The sequence below is a fragment of the Streptomyces sp. DT224 genome (assembly GCF_049844595.1).
Taxonomy (GTDB): Bacteria; Actinomycetota; Actinomycetes; order Streptomycetales; family Streptomycetaceae; genus Streptomyces.
The window spans coordinates 170481-186909 of sequence record NZ_JBNCLI010000013.1 but is presented as its reverse complement, the minus strand read 5'-3'; the positions used below and the strand labels follow the sequence as shown (position 1 = coordinate 186909).

At 74.7% G+C, this 16429-nt stretch carries 13 protein-coding genes and 1 tRNA gene; 8 read left to right on the top strand and 6 right to left on the bottom strand.

Going from position 1 to position 16429, the window contains the following annotated elements; all coding sequences use genetic code 11:
* Nucleotides 1-9: 9 nt before the first annotated feature.
* Nucleotides 10-1002 carry a hypothetical protein gene (locus ACLQ2N_RS30275; protein WP_425817970.1) on the bottom strand — a complete coding sequence of 331 codons (993 nt, stop codon included), beginning with the start codon at nt 1000-1002 and terminating at the stop codon, nt 10-12.
* A gap of 119 nt (nt 1003-1121) precedes the next feature.
* On the opposite strand from ACLQ2N_RS30275, the gene ACLQ2N_RS30270 reads away from it, so the two are divergent.
* Together ACLQ2N_RS30270 and ACLQ2N_RS30265 are read left to right on the top strand one after the other, a co-directional pair.
* The gene (locus ACLQ2N_RS30270) at nt 1122-1442 is read left to right on the top strand and encodes a CU044_2847 family protein (RefSeq protein WP_425817968.1); all 321 of its coding nucleotides are present in this window, start codon (nt 1122-1124) and stop codon (nt 1440-1442) included.
* Nucleotides 1443-1448: 6 nt separating this feature from the next.
* Nucleotides 1449-5858, top strand: a complete 4410-nt coding sequence (locus ACLQ2N_RS30265) for a tetratricopeptide repeat protein (protein ID WP_425817967.1) — start codon at nt 1449-1451, stop codon at nt 5856-5858.
* A gap of 19 nt (nt 5859-5877) precedes the next feature.
* On the opposite strand, the gene ACLQ2N_RS30260 is transcribed toward ACLQ2N_RS30265, so the two are convergent.
* A tRNA-Leu gene (locus ACLQ2N_RS30260) sits at nt 5878-5965 on the bottom strand.
* 158 nt (nt 5966-6123) lie between these two features.
* Between ACLQ2N_RS30260 and ACLQ2N_RS30255 the strand changes: the two genes are divergently transcribed.
* From ACLQ2N_RS30255 to ACLQ2N_RS30245, 3 genes are all read left to right on the top strand, one after another.
* Nucleotides 6124-7449: a M20/M25/M40 family metallo-hydrolase gene (locus ACLQ2N_RS30255; protein ID WP_425817965.1), complete on the top strand. Its 1326-nt coding sequence runs from the start codon at nt 6124-6126 to the stop codon at nt 7447-7449.
* A 143-nt stretch (nt 7450-7592) separates the two neighbouring features.
* A complete protein-coding gene (gene chpH / locus ACLQ2N_RS30250; protein WP_361030497.1) occupies nt 7593-7826 on the top strand; it encodes a chaplin ChpH in 234 nt (77 codons plus the stop codon).
* A 135-nt stretch (nt 7827-7961) separates the two neighbouring features.
* Complete coding sequence (locus ACLQ2N_RS30245) at nt 7962-8726, top strand: chaplin (RefSeq protein WP_425817963.1); 765 nt, start codon at nt 7962-7964, stop codon at nt 8724-8726.
* A gap of 100 nt (nt 8727-8826) precedes the next feature.
* Here ACLQ2N_RS30245 and ACLQ2N_RS30240 read toward each other — a convergent pair whose 3' ends face one another.
* On the bottom strand, nt 8827-9015 hold the full coding sequence (locus tag ACLQ2N_RS30240; RefSeq protein ID WP_018103708.1) for a DUF5703 family protein: 189 nt from the start codon (nt 9013-9015) through the stop codon (nt 8827-8829).
* 47 nt (nt 9016-9062) lie between these two features.
* Here ACLQ2N_RS30240 and ACLQ2N_RS30235 point away from each other — a divergent pair, with 47 nt between their 5' ends.
* Nucleotides 9063-9722: a hypothetical protein gene (locus tag ACLQ2N_RS30235; protein WP_425817961.1), complete on the top strand. Its 660-nt coding sequence runs from the start codon at nt 9063-9065 to the stop codon at nt 9720-9722.
* A gap of 85 nt (nt 9723-9807) precedes the next feature.
* Here the strand turns inward: ACLQ2N_RS30235 and ACLQ2N_RS30230 are convergent, their stop codons facing one another.
* Complete coding sequence (locus ACLQ2N_RS30230) at nt 9808-12234, bottom strand: helix-hairpin-helix domain-containing protein (RefSeq protein ID WP_425817959.1); 2427 nt, start codon at nt 12232-12234, stop codon at nt 9808-9810.
* Nucleotides 12231-13214, bottom strand: a complete 984-nt coding sequence (locus tag ACLQ2N_RS30225) for an aldo/keto reductase (RefSeq protein ID WP_425817957.1) — start codon at nt 13212-13214, stop codon at nt 12231-12233. Before ACLQ2N_RS30225 ends, ACLQ2N_RS30230 begins: the two co-directional genes overlap by 4 nt.
* Nucleotides 13215-13355: 141 nt before the next feature.
* On the opposite strand from ACLQ2N_RS30225, the gene ACLQ2N_RS30220 reads away from it, so the two are divergent.
* Together ACLQ2N_RS30220 and ACLQ2N_RS30215 are read left to right on the top strand one after the other, a co-directional pair.
* A complete protein-coding gene (locus ACLQ2N_RS30220) occupies nt 13356-14405 on the top strand; it encodes an LLM class F420-dependent oxidoreductase (RefSeq protein ID WP_425817955.1) in 1050 nt (349 codons plus the stop codon).
* 220 nt (nt 14406-14625) lie between these two features.
* Nucleotides 14626-15414, top strand: coding sequence for a ferritin-like domain-containing protein (locus ACLQ2N_RS30215; protein WP_425817953.1), 789 nt, complete (start codon nt 14626-14628; stop codon nt 15412-15414).
* Nucleotides 15415-15426: 12 nt separating this feature from the next.
* Here ACLQ2N_RS30215 and ACLQ2N_RS30210 read toward each other — a convergent pair whose 3' ends face one another.
* Nucleotides 15427-16422 carry a magnesium and cobalt transport protein CorA gene (locus ACLQ2N_RS30210; RefSeq protein ID WP_425817951.1) on the bottom strand — a complete coding sequence of 332 codons (996 nt, stop codon included), beginning with the start codon at nt 16420-16422 and terminating at the stop codon, nt 15427-15429.
* Nucleotides 16423-16429: the final 7 nt, after the last annotated feature.

The window sequence follows — 16429 nt, the reverse complement described above, 5'->3', positions numbered from 1 at the left end:
GGGGCCACGCTATGGAGTGCGGTGCACCACCGACTTCCCGCCCCGGTCCCGCGCCTCCCGTTCGGTCAGCACCCGCCGCAGCGCCTCGTCCGCCGCGCCCAGCCGCCGCTCGATCTCCTCCGTGGCCGCCGCCACCTCGGCCAGCGTCACCCGGTGCTCCGGCGCCACCGCGCCGTCCGGCGCGCCCCCGGGCGCCGCCAGCGCACCCGCCAGCTCGCGGTCCACCGCCGCGTACCGCCGCAGCGAGGCGACCCGGTCGCCCTGCGCCTCGCGGATGCGTTCCAGCCGGGCCTGCCGCTCGGCCAGGTCGGCCGCCGCGTCGCCGTGCACCCGCTCCTCCTCGGCCAGCGCGCGCTGCGCCTCCTCGGCCCGCTCCAGGGCCTCCCGGGTGCGCGGGGCCAGGGCCGCGAGCCGGTCCTCCGAGAGCCGCACCAGCGCGTCGCTGCTGGTGCGCAGCGTCCCCTCGACCCCCGCGTCCCGGCCGCGCAGGGCCGCCAGCCGCTCCGCGATGACCTCCTGCTGCTCCTGGAGCGCGTCCAGGGCGAGTACCAGCCGCTCCAGCCTCCGCAACTCGTCCACCTGGCGCCGCAGCGCCTCGTGCTCGGCGAGCCGGTCCCGAAGCGCCCCCTCGGCGGCCGCCAGCTTCTCCAGCGCGGCACGCGCGAGATCGGCCCGCTCGCGCTCCTCCCGGACCCGCTCGCGTACGGCGCCGAGCCGGCGCATCAGCTCCTGCGTACCGTCGCCGAACGCCTCGCCCGGCATCGCCGCCGCCAGCAGCCCGGGCAGTGCGTCGGCCAGCGCCCCGGACTCCGCGAGCGCGTCCTCCAGCGCGAACAGCGCCGCGAGGGCCGGCGCACCGCTCTCACCGCCGTCGACCCGGCCCAGCGCCGCCCCGGCCCACCGGAAGGTGAGGCCGAGGACCCGCAGCGCCACCTCCGCCTCCGGCCCTTCCGCCCCGGCGCCCGACAGCGCGGCGGCGATCTCCTCCGCGGCCTCGTTCACGACGCCCTCCGTCCCCCGGGTGCACACCCGCACCATCATCACATCACCCGAAGCCCCTCGCGGGGGCCGTCCCGCCCGATACGATCGATCCGCAACCCACTTGAACGCAGGGGGACTTCATGCCGGAAGTCGTGTCTTTCGAAGGGCCGGACGGCGCCTCGCTCCAGGTCGAGGTTCCCGACGACGCACCCGGACTCGAACGCATCTCGCGCGACTCGGGCGAGGTCGTGCGCGCCGGCCGGCGGCTGGAGGACGCGCTCGCCCAGGCCCGCCCCGCGCTCCGCTCCGTCATGGAGTCCGTACGGGCGCTCGGCCCCGACGCGTACGAGATCGAGTTCGGCATGAAGTTCAACGCCGAGTCCGGCGTGGTGATCGCCAAGACCGCGATCGAGGGGCATTTCGCGGTCAAGGTCTCCTGGAACCGCCCGCAGGCGGACTGACCTGCGGTGTCTCCGGACTGGGAACGCCCGCCCTGGCTGGTCGGCGTACGCAGGACCGAGCACGGCGACCCGGTGGGCGCCGGATTCCTCGTCACCCCGCGCCACATCGTGACCTGCGCCCACGTCGTGGGCCCCGGACGGTCCCCCGAGCCGCCCGCCCGGCCGGTCTTCGTACGGTTCCAGTACGCCGCTCCGCACGACCCGCTGCCCGCCGCGGTCGTCCCCGGCGGCTGGCACCCGGACACCGGGGACGGCACCGGCGACGTCGCCGTCCTCGAACTCGCCGCGCCCGCACCCCCCGAGGCCCTGCCCGCCCCGCTCCGCACCACCGGCCCCGGCACCTGGGACCACCGCTTCCGCGCCTACGGCTACCCCGAGGAGCACAAGCGCCGGGGCGTCCCGGTCCGCGGCGACATCATCGGCCACGCCGGCAGCGAGTGGATCCAGGTGGAGGCGGGCCCGCACACCGGCTGGGGCCTGGAGAAGGGCTTCTCGGGCGGACCCGTGTGGGACGTCGACCGCCAGGGCGTCGTCGGCATGCTCGTCGCCCGCGACTCGGTGACCTCCGTCGACCGGCGCACCGCCTACGCCGTCAAGGCGGAGGCCCTGGCCCGCTACTGGCCCGGACTCGGCCCCCTCGTCCGCGACCTGACGACGACCGAGGTACGCGACCGGCTGGAGGCCCTGCTCTGGATTCCGCTCACCGAGGACGGCCGCATCCCGCGAGTCGACGAGGTGGACCCGTACGACATCGGCGTCTGCCGCTCCAAGTACAGCGACCCGGACCGGGGCGGCTCCGCCGGCGCCCCCTACGTGCGCCGCAGCCCTCAGGACGCCCGGCTCGCCGAACTCCTCGCCACCCGCAGGTTCGTGCTGCTCGCCGGGCGTTCCAAAGCGGGCAAGTCGCGCACCCTGTACGAGGCGCTGGCCCGGGCGATGCCGGACGCCCGGCTCGTCGTGCCGCGCCCCGGCGACTCGGCCCGCCGGACGCTGGACGACCTCAGCCGGCTCAGCCTGCCCACCGGCTCCGACCGCGTCGTGCTCTGGCTCGACGACCTGCACCGCTACCTCCACCCCGGTGGCCTCGACCTCCAGATCCTGGACCGGCTGGCCCGCCGGCAGCCGGCCGTGACGATCGCGGCGACCCTCCCCGCCAAGCAGCGGGCCGCGCTCACCGCCATGGAGAACGACGTCGGCCGCATCGCCCGCACCGTCATCGACAAGGCGAGCACCGTCGAACTGCCCACCCTGCTGGGCCCCCAGGACGCGGAGGCGGCCCGGGCGGCCTACCCGGGGGAGGACTTCGCGGCCCGGGGCATCGGTGAACTCATGGTCGCCGCCCCCAGCCTGGAACGGCGCTTCACCGACGGCGCCGAGAGCTGCCCGCCCGGCTGGGCCCTGGCCAGGGCCGCCGCCGACTGGATGCGCATGGGCGTCACCGACCCGGTCCCGGACGCCGTGCTGCGCGAACTGTTCGCCGGCTACCTGGCCGAGCACCACCCCGCGCTCGACGCCGACGAAACCGCCTACCGCACCGCCCTGGCCTGGGCCCGCGAACCGGTCGCCGGCACGATCGCGCTCGTCCACCGCGCCCCCGGCCCCGGCGGCTACGCCAGCACCCCGTACCTCTCGGAGTACCTGGACCGCCGCGACGACGACCCGTCCGCCCCGGTCCCGTGGTTCGCCTGGAAGTACCTCGCCGACCGCCGCCCCGCCGCCGCACTCCTCCCCAGCGCCTACACCGCGCTCGTCCGGGGCGAGGCCGCCATCGCCGAACGGCTCCTGCACCGCATCGCGGACGGCACCGACGACCGCGACAGCGCCGCCTGGGCCGCCCTCATGCTCGGCGAGATGCACCTCTACCTGGCCGACTTCGACGCGGCCGCCCGGCTCCTGGAACGCGCCGCGGAGTCCGCCGTGGACAGCGTCGTCCCGCTCGCCCGGACCGTCCTGGCCGAACTGCTCATGATGTACGGGGACCGCGACCGCTCCCGCAGGCTCCTGGAGAGCGCCGTCGCGGCCGGCGACCCCCAGCTCTCCCAGGTCGCGCAGGTCGGGCTGGCCACCCTGCTCCACGCGGACGGCGAGGAGGAGCGCGCCGAACGCATGCTGGAGGCGATCGTCGCGGCCGGCGACACCGAGGCCGCCCCGCTCGCCCAGGCCCGCCTGGTGAGCGTCCTCAGCGGCGCCGACGGCGACGCCGCCGGAGCGCGTACGGGACAGCGCCCCGGCAGCGGCCAGGGCAAGGCCACTGTGCGGGCCGGCGGCGTCCCGGCCGGGCGCGCCGAACCCGTCGAGCAGCCGTGGTCGCTCTCCCGCGCGGTCGGCGAGTCCATGGCGGGCCAGGTCGCCTCGGTCGCCCAGGCCAGCCTCGGCTCCCTGCTGGTCGGCCAGGGCGACATCGACCGCGCCGAGGAACTGCTGCGCTCCGCGCTGGCCGGCGGCCGCTTCCACGCGGTGCCCCGGGCGCAGGTGGGCCTCGGCGAGCTGCTGATCGTACGGGGACGCAACGAGGAGGCGGAGGAGGTCCTGCGGCCCCTGATCGAATCCGGCAACCCGCTCCTCATCCCGTACGCCAAGATCCTGCTCGCCGTCTCCCTGCGCCCGCGCGGGCGCATCGAGCAGGGCATGGACCTGCTCCGCGAGGCCGCCGCGTCCGGCCACCCGGCCCAGGGCCCGCGCGCGCTCTGCGGCCTCGCCGAGTGGTACGCGAACGAGGGCGACCTGAGCACCGCCGAGGAGTTCTTCGAGCGGGCCATCGCCACCGGCCACCCGGAGTGGGGCGGCATGGCCCGGGTCGAGCTGGCCCTGATGCTCGCCGGCAGCGGCGAGGGCCCGGACCGGCCGGCCCGGCTGCTGAACACCGTCATCGAGGCCCGCCACCCCGGCCTCTCCCCACTCGCCGCCGCCGCGCTCGGCGACCTCCTCGTCCGGGAGGGCCGCATCGAGGACGCCGAGCAGGCGTACGGCCTCGCGGTCGCCTCCGGACACCGCGACTGGGCGCAGGTCGTCCGGATCGAACTCGCCCTGCTCCAAGCGGCCCGGGGCGGCGGCAGCGCGGAGGCGGCCGCGGAACTCTTCACCGCGGTCATCGAGTCGGGCCACCCCCACCAGGGTCCCCGCGCGGCCGATCTCCTGGGCGACCTCCTCGTGCGCGAGGGCCGCTTCGACGAGGCCGAGCACTTCTACCGCGTCGCCATCGGCTCCGGCCACGCCCAGTGGTCGCTGATCGCCCGCATGGACCTGGCCGTCATGCTCGCCGACCACGGCGACTTCGCGGAGGCCGAACGCCTGCTCCTGGTGGTCGCCGCCTCGGGCGACCCGGGCGCCGAGGCGTGGGCGCGCGGCGTCCTCGGCGTCGTCCACCTCGGCAACGACCGGCCGGAGGAGGGCCGTGAGCAGCTGCGGGCGGCCGCCGGCGCCGACGTGGGCGCCGCCTCCCAGTTCGCCCGCTTCCACCTCGCCAAGTGCCTGGCCGCCGACGGTGAGGACGAGGCCGCCGAGGCCCTGGTCCGCACGGTGGTCGACGGCGAACCCTCCCAGGTCACCGAGGTCGCCCGGGCCTGGCTCGCGGTTCGGCTGCTGCACCGCGACCCGGACGCCGCGCAGGCGCTCCTGGTGCGGGTGGAGGACTCCGGCGACACGGAGGCCATCGTCGCCGGCTACCTCGGCGCCGGCGAGTACCTGCTGGAGACCGGCGAGGTCCAGACGGCCGGCGAACTGCTCGAAGCCGCCCTGGAGCTGGCCGGCCCCGGCACCGCGCCCCGGATCGGCGCCCTGCTCGGCGTCGTCCGGCGCTCGGTCAACGACCTGGACCGGGCCCGCGAGCTCCTCACCGACGCCCTCGCCGCGGGCGACCCGGAGACCGAACCGCTCGCCCGTCGCTACCTCGGCAGCACCCTCTTCCGCCTGGGCCTGCTGCCCGAGGCCGAGGAGGTCCTGCTGCCGCTGGCCCGCTCCGACGACACCGGGCACCGGCCGCAGGCCCTCCTGCTGCTCGGCCGCGTGCTGGCGGCGGACAACCGCCCGGAGGAGGCGTATCCCTGGCTGGAGGCGGCCATCGCGTGCGCCGACGGCGACGGCGACACGGAGACCGGCGCCCGCCAGACGTACGCGGAACTGCTGCTCAGCGAAGGACGACGGGAGCGCGCCATGGAGATCTGCCGGCCCCTGGTGACGCTGGAGGAGGAGACGGTCATGGACGACACCGCGCCCCCGGGCACCGACCGCCCGACGCTCACCCTGCCCGGCCCCACACCTCCCGCACCCGCACCGCACCCGCTCCCGGCCGCGCTGCTCTCCCTGCTCGGCGATGTGGCGGACGCGGAGGGCGCCCACGAGGAGGCCGCGTTCTGGTACGGCCTGGCCGGCCGCACCGGGGAGGGCCGCACAACGACACAGGCCCACGGTTCCTGAGGAACCGTGGGCCTGTGGCTGGTGTCCGAGGGGGGACTTGAACCCCCACGCCCGATAAAGGGCACTAGCACCTCAAGCTAGCGCGTCTGCCATTCCGCCACCCGGACAAGGTGTCTGTCTCGCGGGCCTCGCCCGTTCCGACGTGGAAAACCATAGCAAACATTGGAGGGTGCTCGATCACGCCCGGTCCCGTGGGGGCCTTGGGCGCGCGGGCCCGGCGATGGAGGATGAGAAGGAGCACCACGGCGACAGGGAAGGAACCAGCGTGAGCGAGAGCAATGCGGCCCGGAGCGAGACCGCCGAGAACGAGGTGGTGGACCTCTGTCGTGACCTGATCCGGATCGACACCAGCAACTACGGCGACCACTCCGGGCCCGGCGAGCGGGCGGCCGCCGAGTACGTGGCCGAGAAGCTGGCCGAGGTCGGGCTCGAACCGAAGATCTTCGAGTCCCACAAGGGCCGCGCCTCCACCGTGGCGCGGATCGAGGGCGAGGACCCCTCCCGCCCGGCCCTGCTGATCCACGGCCACACCGACGTCGTCCCGGCCAACGCGCACGACTGGACGCACCACCCGTTCTCCGGCGAGATCGCGGACGGCTGCGTGTGGGGCCGCGGCGCGGTCGACATGAAGGACATGGACGCGATGACGCTCGCGGTGGTGCGCGAACGCATGCGCAGCGGCCGCAAGCCCCCGCGCGACATCGTGCTCGCCTTCCTCGCGGACGAGGAGGCGGGCGGCACGTACGGGGCCCGCTACCTCGTGGACAAGCACCCCGGCCTGTTCGAGGGCGTCAGCGAGGCCATCGGCGAGGTCGGCGGCTTCTCGTTCACCGTCAACGAGAACCTGCGGCTGTACCTCGTGGAGACGGCGCAGAAGGGCATGCACTGGATGCGCCTGACCGTGGACGGCACGGCGGGCCACGGCTCCATGACCAACGACGACAACGCGATCACCGAGCTGTGCGAGGCCGTCGGGCGGCTCGGCCGGCACACTTGGCCGGTCCGGGTGACCAAGACCGTGCGGTCCTTCCTGGACGAGCTGTCGGACGCGCTCGGCACCCCGCTGGACCCGGAGGACATGGAGGCCACCCTCGCCAAGCTGGGCGGCATCGCCAAGATGGTCGGCGCCACCCTGCGCAACTCCGCCGCCCCGACCATGCTCGGCGCCGGCTACAAGGTCAACGTGATCCCCGGACAGGCCACCGCCCACGTCGACGGGCGCTTCCTGCCGGGGTACGAGGAGGAGTTCCTGGCCGACCTCGACCGCATCCTCGGCCCGCGCGTGCGCCGCGAGGACGTGCACGGCGACAAGGCGCTGGAGACCGACTTCGACGGCGCGCTCGTGGACGCCATGCAGACGGCCCTGAAGGCCGAGGACCCGATCGCCCGGGCCGTCCCGTACATGCTCTCCGGCGGCACCGACGCCAAGTCCTTCGACGACCTCGGCATCCGCTGCTTCGGTTTCGCCCCGCTGAAGCTCCCGCCGGAGCTCGACTTCGCGGGCATGTTCCACGGCGTGGACGAGCGGGTTCCGGTCGAGGGGCTGAAGTTCGGCGCCCGGGTCCTGGACCGCTTCATCGACCACAGCTGACCCGCAAGGGCGTAAATCGCCAGGGTGTACGCCTCTAACCGGAACGAGTGAATGGGGCGTTCGGCTCGTAGCCCCGTTACTTCCTCCTCGTTACAGGGGGTGCGGTCCGCGGCTGGGACCGCGTTTGCCAACTAGGAGGAATCATGATCAAGAAGATCGTCGCCGCGGCGGCTGCCACCGGTGGTCTGGTGCTCGCGGGCGCCGGCATGGCCGTGGCCGACTCGGGCGCCCAGGGTGCCGCCATCGGCAGCCCCGGCGTCATCTCGGGCAACGTCATCCAGGTTCCGGTCCACGTTCCCGTGAACGTGTGCGGCAACACGATCGACGTGATCGGTCTGCTGAACCCGGCCTTCGGCAACGTCTGCGTGAACGACTGACGTCGCGCGTCAACCCGTAAGGGTTTGAGCCCGCTCGGCCCCGGACCGCGCTCCACGCGTTCCGGGGCCGTCGGGTCCTTTGCCTCCGCACGGTAGTCCGGGGGTACTCCGGAAGGTAGAAGGCAGGAAACACCTATGCGACAGGTCACGCGAAACGGCCTGATCACCATGGCGGCCGCGGGTGGCGTTCTCGCCCTCGGCGGCGGCTACGCGCACGCCGACGCGGGAGCGGCCGGCGGCGCTTCGAATTCCCCGGGGGTGATTTCAGGGAATTCGGTGCAGATCCCGGTCCACGTGCCGGTGAACGTCTGCGGAAACTCCGTGAGCGTCGTCGGACTGCTCAACCCGGCCGCCGGCAACGCCTGCGGAAACGGTTCGGACGGCGCGTCCGCCGGGCGGCACGACTCCGCCTCGGGCACCTCCGGCAGCCACGCCGGCAGCCGTGCCTCCGACGACCACGCCCGGGGGGCGAAGACGGGCACCGGCAAGCACCGGGCCGCCCGCGGTGGCAACGGCGGCGGGGCCACCGCCCAGGGAACCACGCAGGGATCGCCCGGTGTGCTCTCGGGCAACCAGATCCAGGTGCCCATCGACATCCCCGTGAACGTCTGCGGCAACAGCATCGACGTCGTCGGCCTGCTGAACCCGGCGATCGGCAACACGTGCGAGAACGACAGCACGCCGCCGGTCGACGTTCCGGAACCCCCGGTCCGCCACGTCACGCCGCCGACGCCCGGGAAGCCCACTCCGAACACGCCGGAGCCGCAGACCGTGCCGGAGGCGCCGCAGCTCGCCCACACCGGAGCGGGCGGCCTCGACCTGCTCGTCCCGGCGAGCGCGGGCCTGCTGCTGGCCGGCGCGGGCACGGTGCTCTACCGCCGCGCGAAGGCCGCCGCCTGACGGCAGCGCCGCACCGGCGAGTACGCCACACATGAACGGGCCCCGCGATCCGCGGGGCCCGTTTCGCGTGGTCGGACGGTCTGCGGCCGGTCCTTCCGGCTCACCACGTGGCCCGTAGCTGACGGATGATCCGGCGGCGCAGCCGCACGCGGCGGCTGCCGTCCCGGCGCAGCGTCAGACGGTCCAGCTCCCAGTGCCCGTACTCGGCATGGTCGGTCAACAGGCGGGCCGTGTCCTTCCGGGACACCCCGCGTGGTACGTACACATCGACAAATTCGTATTCCGGCATCGAATCCATTGTGCGGGCAAGGGCCCGGTACGGATAGCGTCTGCCCCATGTCTGATGCTGCGCAGCCCACCGCTGCCGAGGTACGCGCCGCCGCCGATGCGGTCAAAGCCGCGATCGACCACCACCTCGCGGCGGTCGAACGCCGGTCGGGGGACGATGATCCCGCTGTCTATGACGCGTTCAACGCACTGGCCGCCGCCGCCGAGGTCTACGACGAACTCCTCTACGACCGCTACGACGAGGTCACCCCGTTCGAGATCCCGGGGGAGCAGGACGCCCTGCCGCCCTACAACGGGCCGGACGAGCCGCACGCGCTCAGCGTGCTGATCCGCCGCGACTACGCGGTGGTGGAGCCCCAGCGGCTGCTGGCCCAGGCCCAGCGCCTCGCCGACGCCGATCCGGACGAGCGGGGGGACGGCGGGGCGGCGGTCGTCGGCACCAGCGTGCATGCGGCGCTGGGGGTGCTCTTCGGGGAGTACGAGGCGGACGAGATCGCCTCCCGGCACACCGAGTTCGGGCTGGAGGAGGGCGACTCCACGCTCTGGGTAGCGGCGGCGGACGAACTCCCCGAAGCGGGGGAGTGGCTGGCCGCCCCGTTCGATGACGCCGACCCCCAGCTGGTGGTCTGCCGCTTCGACGTCAGTGCGGTCTTCGACGACGACGACCTCGACGACGAACCCGAGGGGCCGGGGCACCCCGCCGGCTGACCGCAGCACGGGAACCCGGCCGGAAACGCCCGGAGGGCCCCCGCGGACGCCTGGCGCGTCCGCGGGGGCCCTCCGGGCGCCCTTTTCACTGCTCCGGCGGCTCCGGGGACTCCTGGGACCGCTGCGACGCCTCCAGCAGGGCCCGCAGGCGCGTGGTGCGCTCCTGGGCGGGCACCTCGGCCACCGCGCGCGGCAGGGCCTGGTCGACACCGTGCACCACGGACAGATGGCGCTCGCCCCGGCCGAACGCGGTGTAGACCCACGGCCGGCTCAGCCCGCGCGCCGCATCGCCCGGCAGCACCACCACCGCGGCCGGCCACCGCATCCCGGCCGCCTGGTGAGCGCTGAGCGCCCACGCGTGGCGCACGGAAGCGGCCACGCGGTCCTGCGGTACGACGACGGGGGTCCCCGCGCAGTCCAGACGCAGGCCCTCCGCGTCCGCCGACACGACCACGCCGGGCACCGTCCGCCCCGGCGCCGGAACATGGGCCACCCGGTCGCCCGGGTCGAAGCCGCCGAAGCGGCCGGGGCCCGGGTTGAGCCGCTGCTTCAGGGCCTCGTTCAGCGCCCGGGTGCCCGCAGCACCGCCGTGGCCCACCGTGATGACCTGGGTGTCGCCGGACGGGACCCCGAGCGCGCGCGGCACCGAGTCGGCGACGAGCTGCACCGTGCGGTGCACGGCCTCGCCCGCGTCCCGGACCGGGACGATGACGACCTCCTTGCCCGGCGCCGCCACCTGGTTCAGCTCACCGGCCCCGATGCCCGAGACCAGCTCGCCGATCGGTCCGGCGTCCGGGGTGCGGGAGGCGACACGGGGGCAGGCGCGGGCGGCCAGCACATCGGCGAACACCTGCCCGGCGCCCGCCGAGCCCAGCACGCCCGGGTCGCCGCTGAGGACCAGCCGGACGCCGTCGGCCAGCGACTCCACCAGCATCGCGCCGGTCTCCACGTCCAGCTGCGGCGCGTCCAGCACGACGAGCAGGTCGAGCGCGAGCGCCCCCTCCTCGTCCCGCCCCGGCCCCTCGGCGCCCGACAGCAGCCCGGCGAGCGTGACGGCCGCCTCCGGGGCGCCGACGTCCCGCGCGAGCCGCAGGCGGCCGTCCACGCTGTGCGCGGCGCCCAGGGCGCGCAGGCCGAGCCCCCGGGCGGCGGCGATCAGGGCGGCCGGCTCGGCCCGGGCCGCCTCGCCGCCCGTGTGCGCGACGAGCCCGTGGGCGGCGGCCGCGCGGATCAGCTCGGCGGCCGACGGGGAGGGTGCGGCGGCGGCCGCTTCCGACCAGTCCGCCTCCCCGTCGCCGCCGTTGACGAGCCGGGCCAGCCCGTCGGCCAGGCTCTCCTCCGCCAGCGCGTACCGGTCGAGGCCGAGGAGCACGGGGCCCGGCGCGCCGGCCCCGTCCGTCCTCTCGGCGTCCTCCCCGTCCCCCGCGTGCTCCGCGTCGCCCTGGTCGTCCGGGCCGTCCTGGAAGACCAGCACGACGCCCTCGGCCACGGCGTGCTGCACGGCCGCCGCGGGGTCGCTCACGCCCCGGTCGGCCAGCGCCTCGCGCACCCGGTCCGCGTCCAGCGCGGTGTGGCCCCGGAGCGCGGCGCGCTCCAGGACCCAGCCGGTCAGGGCGGCGGTGCGGCGCTCGTCGTCGGGCCCGCAGGCCGCGCCCAGCAGCGCCCGGGCGAAGCCGTCGGCCTGCTCGGGGCCGACGCCAGGCAGGGCCAGCAGCTGCCAGGGGTCCTCGCGCAGGATCTCGGCGGCCCGGTCCCCGAGCAGCGCGGCGGCGGACCGGCCCAGGGCCGCGGGGGCCCCGCCGGCGGACAGCACGGCGGTCACGGCGGCCACACTCTCGGGCGAGGCGGCCCGGGGCGCGGGGGCGGGCTCGGGGGCCCGCTCACGTACCGGAGCGGTCGCGGGGGCCGTCCGGCGGGCGGGCGTCGGCGCGGGCGAGTCGTAGAACGCCGTGGCGGGCTTCTGCCCGCTCTCCACGGCCCGGACGGCGGCCAGCAGATCGGCCGCGGTCCCGCTCAGCTTCCCCCCGGCCTCGACGGGCCCGTCCTTCTCGGCCTTCCGCTTCTCGATCCGCTCCCGCAGTTCCCGCTGAGCGGCGATCTCGGCCTCGGCCTCGGACACCGCGGGGGCACCTTCGGCGCCGGCCTGTCCGTCGGCCGGGGAACCATCGGCCGCTTCCGCGACGCCGGGGTCGCCCTGTGCCTCGCCGGGGTCGTCGTCCGCAGCGCTCAAGGCTGCCCCGCCGGCGCCGGACTCGTCCCGCGCCTCGTCGGGGGCATCGTCCCCGGCGCTGCCCTGCGCGTCGCTCAGGCCCTCCCCGCCTACGGCGGCACCGTCCGCGCCGGCGGCCTCGTCCCCGGTGTCCGGGCGGGCGCCCCCCTCCGCCTCCGCGCCGGCGGCCTCGGCGCCCGAGGGCGACGGGGCGTCGCCGTTGCCCGCCGGGGCGGCCTCGGCGGCGGCAGCCGGTTCGGTGGCCGGGGGGCCGGGGGATTCTCCCCGGGGTAGCGCGGTCACAGCGTGCTCCAGTCCTGGTCGGGATAGCGGTGCACGGGCGCCGACACGTCGTCCAGCGCCTGGCAGATCTCGTCAGGAAGACTAAGCGTCTCCACTGACAACGCCTCCGTCAGCTGCTGCGCGTTGCGCGCGCCGACGATCGGGGCCGCCACCCCGGGCCGGTCCCGGACCCAGGCCAGGGCGACCTGGACGGGTGTGGTGGCCAGCCCGTCGGCCGCGGTCGACACCGCGTCCACGATGCGGCTCGCCGCGTCGTCCAGGTACGGCTCCACGAAGGGGGCCAGCAGCTCGGACCCGCCGCGCGAGCCGGCCGGTGTCCCCGTGCGGTACTTGCCGGTCAGCACGCCCCGGCCCAGGGGCGACGAGGGCAGCAGGCCGACGCCGAGGTCGAGCGCGGCGGGCAGCACCTCGCGCTCCACGCCGCGCTGGAGCAGCGAGTACTCCATCTGCGTCGCGGCGAGCCGGGTCCGTGCCCCGGGCGCGGCGAGCTGCCAGGTCGCGGCCTTCGCGAGCTGCCAGCCGCAGAAGCCGGACACCCCGGCGTAGCGGGCGCGCCCGGAGGAGACCGCGAGGTCCAGCGCCTGGAGCGTCTCCTCCAGCGGGGTCTGCGGGTCGAACGCGTGGAGCTGCCACAGGTCCACGTAGTCCGTGCCGAGCCGGCTCAGCGAGGCGTCGAGGGCCGCCAGCAGGTGCCCGCGCGAGGCGTCGACCCTGCGGTACGGATCGGCGACGCTGCCCGCCTTGGTCGCGATGACCAGGTCGCGTCTGGGCACCAGGCCGTCCACGAGCCGCCCGAGCAGGTGCTCGGCCTCGCCGCCGCCGTACACGTCGGCCGTGTCGACCAGCGTGCCGCCCGCCTCCCAGAACACCTTCAGCTGCTCGGCAGCGTCGTGCTCGTCGGTGTCCCTGCCCCAGGTGAGGGTGCCGAGCCCGATCCTGGACACACGAAGGCCGGTGCGGCCCAGATGCCTCTGCTCCATGGGCGCTGAGATTACTGGCCACGGGCGCACGCGTCGCAGGGCTGTGGACGACCGGCGCGTGGGCGGCCCCCTGCCGGAGCGCGCTCCCGCGCGCTAGAGTCCGGGACTCAGGGACGTTACTGATCGGTAAGGGGTTCGGCTATGCGGCTCGGCATCAATCTCGGCTACTGGGGCGCGGGGATGGACGGCGACAATCTCGCCGTCGCGCAGGAGGCCGACCGGCTCGGCTACGACGTCTGCTGGGCGGCCGAGGCGTACGGCTCCGACGCGCCGACCGTGCTGGCGTGGGTGGCCGCGCAGACGGAGTCCATCGACGTCGGCTCGGCCATCCTCCAGATCCCGGCGCGCCAGCCCGCGATGGCGGCCATGACGGCGGCCACGCTCGACTCCCTGTCCGGCGGCCGGTTCCGTCTCGGCCTCGGCGTGTCGGGCCCCCAGGTCTCGGAGGGCTGGTACGGCGTCAAGTTCGACAAGCCGCTGGCCCGCACCCGGGAGTACGTCGACATCGTCCGCAAGGCGATGACCCGCGAGCGGCTTTCGTACGAGGGGGAGCACTGGACGCTTCCGCTGCCGGACGGCCCCGGCAAGCCGCTCAAGCTGACCGTGCACCCGCAGCGCGAGCACATCCCGCTCTACATCGCCGCGATCGGCCCGAAGAACCTGGAGCAGACCGGCGAGATCGCCGACGGCGCCCTGCTGATCTTCCCGTCGGCCGAGCACCTGGAGGAGACCGCGGTCAGCCATCTGCGGGCCGGCCGCGAGAAGGCCGGGAAGACGATGGAGGGCTTCGATGTCTGCCCGACCGTGCCGCTCGCCGTCGGCGACGACATCCCCGGCCTCGCGGACATGTTCCGCCCGTACACCGCGCTGTACGTGGGCGGCATGGGCAGCGCCCGGCAGAACTTCTACAACCGGCTCGCGCAGCGCATGGGGTACGAGAAGGAGGCCGCCGAGATCCAGGAGAAGTACCTCTCCGGCGACAAGAACGGCGCGGCGGCCGCCGTACCGCACCAGCTGATCGACCAGACCACGCTGCTCGGGTCCGTGGACCGCATCGCCGAGCGCATGCAGGCGTACGCGGAGGTGGGGGTCACGACCCTGACCCTGGCACCGGCCGGCTTCACCCTGGACGAGCGGATCGCCGCGCTCCGGGCCGGCACGGACGCCCTGGAGCGGGCCGGGCTCGCGTAACCGTGAGGCTCTGCGGCCGTGGTGGGGGCTCGGGGGTCCTCCCCGCCACGGCCGTCACGGGGAACAACGCGCCCGGCGCGGCGGGGTTACGGGTCGACGCAAAAACGGTTCACCCGCCCCGGCTTCACCCGTCCGGCCCAGCTGCCGCCCGCCCCTGTTGCCCGCCTCCGCCCGGCGCCGTTGACTGGCGCTCGGCGACGCCGGCACGGAGGTGGCAGTGATGCTCTCGGCAAAGAACCTGTTCCAGGAGATCCTCGACAACGACGACTCGTTCCGGCTGTTCTGCTCCATCGCGGCCAGCGGCGAGTCCCAGGGCGGCTGGGAGAACGGCCGGATCGCGGCCCTCGTCCCCGCGAGCCAGCGCCCGCTGGCCCCCAGGATCGCCCGGCACGGCGCCGACGAGGACAAGCACGGCAGGATCTTCAACGCCCTGCTCAAGAAGCGCGGACTGCACCCCGCGCCCGTCCCCCCGGACACCGACTACACGATGCTCCTGGAGCGCCACGGCATCGGACTCGCGCACGAGCAGCTGAGCCGCGACGAGCCGCTGACCGAACGCGACATCATCACGTACCTGGCGCACAGCCGGGTCACCGAGCAGCGCGCGTCCGAGCAGATGCGGCTGCTGAACAAGCACTTCGCGGACCACCCCGAGCTCGGCCGCGCGGTCCGGATGATCTCCGCGGACGAGGACAACCACCTCGCGTACTGCCACGAGGAGCTGCTGCGCTTCGCGCGGGCCGGGCACGGCCGCACGATCCAGCGCATCCTGCGCGAGTGCGCGCTCGCCGAGATCCGGATCTACCGCGACGTCAGCCTCGCCGTCATGGACCACATGGGCCGGGTGCTCGGCTGGTCCCGGGCGAAGGCCGGGGTGCTCGCCGCGGGCATCCACGCCATGTACGCCTACGAACGCCTCGGCGGCTGGCGGCGCATGGTCAGCCTGGCACCGCCCACCCGGCGCGACGCCCTCGGCGGACCCGCGACGCCCGCGCCCGAGTACGCCTGAGGTCCAGGGGCGCTACAGCCAGCCGCGCCGCTTGAACTGGCGGTACAGGCCCGCGACCGCCCCCGCCATCAGCAGCAGCACCAAGGGGTAGGAGCCGACCCACCCCAGCTCCGGCATGTGCGCGAAGTTCATGCCGTAGATCCCCGCGACCATCGTCGGCACCGCGGCCATCGCCGCCCAGGCGGAGATCTTGCGCATGTCGTCGTTCTGCCGCACCCCCATCTGCGCGAGATGCGCGGACAGGATGTCGGACAGCAGCCGGTCAAGACCCTCCACCTGCTCGTTCGCCCGGGTCAGGTGGTCCTGGACGTCCCGGAAGAACGGCTGCGCGTGCTCCTGGACGAACGGCACCCCGGCGCTCGCCAGCCGGGCCATCGGCGCGGCCAGCGGGACCGTCGCCCGGCGGAACTCCAGCACCTGGCGCTTGAAGGTGTAGATACGGGCCGCGGTGTTCTTGGAGTCGTCCGTACCGCTCGGCGCGAAGACCTGCGTCTCCAGCTCCTCCAGGTCGACCTGGAGCTCGCCCGCCACGTCTATGTAGTGGTCCACGATCGCGTCGCTCACCGCGTAGAGGACCGACGTCGGCCCGTGCCGCAGCACCTCGGGCTCGGCTTCGAGGCGGCGGCGTACGGCGGCCAGCGGCGCGCCCTCGCCGTGCCGCACGGTCACGACGAACGAGTCGCCCATGAACACCATCAGCTCGTGCGTGGTGACCGTGTCGCTGTCGTGGTCGTACAGGACCGGCTTGATCACCGCGAACAGCGAGTCGTCGTACACCTCCAGCTTCGGCCGCTGGTGGGCGGAGAGGGCGTCCTCCACGGCCAGCGGGTGCAGCCCGAACTCGCTGCTGACGAGGTCGAACTCCTTCTCCGTCGGCTCGTGCAGGCCGATCCAGAGGAACGCGTCGCCGGACTCCCGCGCCTCTTCGAGCGCGTCGGAGAAATCGGCGGGGCCCTCGGTCCGGCGTCCGTCGCGGTAGATGGCGCAGTCGACAATCACGGCGCGCATTCTTCCC

Coding starts and splice junctions, on each gene's coding strand:
- ACLQ2N_RS30270 (WP_425817968.1), top strand. CDS start 1,122: ATGCCGGAAGTCGTGTCTTTCGAAGGGCCGGACGGCGCCTCGCTCCAG.
- chpH (WP_361030497.1), top strand. CDS start 7,593: ATGATCAAGAAGATCGTCGCCGCGGCGGCTGCCACCGGTGGTCTGGTG.
- ACLQ2N_RS30245 (WP_425817963.1), top strand. CDS start 7,962: ATGCGACAGGTCACGCGAAACGGCCTGATCACCATGGCGGCCGCGGGT.
- ACLQ2N_RS30240 (WP_018103708.1), bottom strand. CDS start 9,015: ATGCCGGAATACGAATTTGTCGATGTGTACGTACCACGCGGGGTGTCC.
- ACLQ2N_RS30235 (WP_425817961.1), top strand. CDS start 9,063: ATGTCTGATGCTGCGCAGCCCACCGCTGCCGAGGTACGCGCCGCCGCC.
- ACLQ2N_RS30225 (WP_425817957.1), bottom strand. CDS start 13,214: ATGGAGCAGAGGCATCTGGGCCGCACCGGCCTTCGTGTGTCCAGGATC.
- ACLQ2N_RS30220 (WP_425817955.1), top strand. CDS start 13,356: ATGCGGCTCGGCATCAATCTCGGCTACTGGGGCGCGGGGATGGACGGC.
- ACLQ2N_RS30215 (WP_425817953.1), top strand. CDS start 14,626: ATGCTCTCGGCAAAGAACCTGTTCCAGGAGATCCTCGACAACGACGAC.
- ACLQ2N_RS30210 (WP_425817951.1), bottom strand. CDS start 16,422: ATGCGCGCCGTGATTGTCGACTGCGCCATCTACCGCGACGGACGCCGG.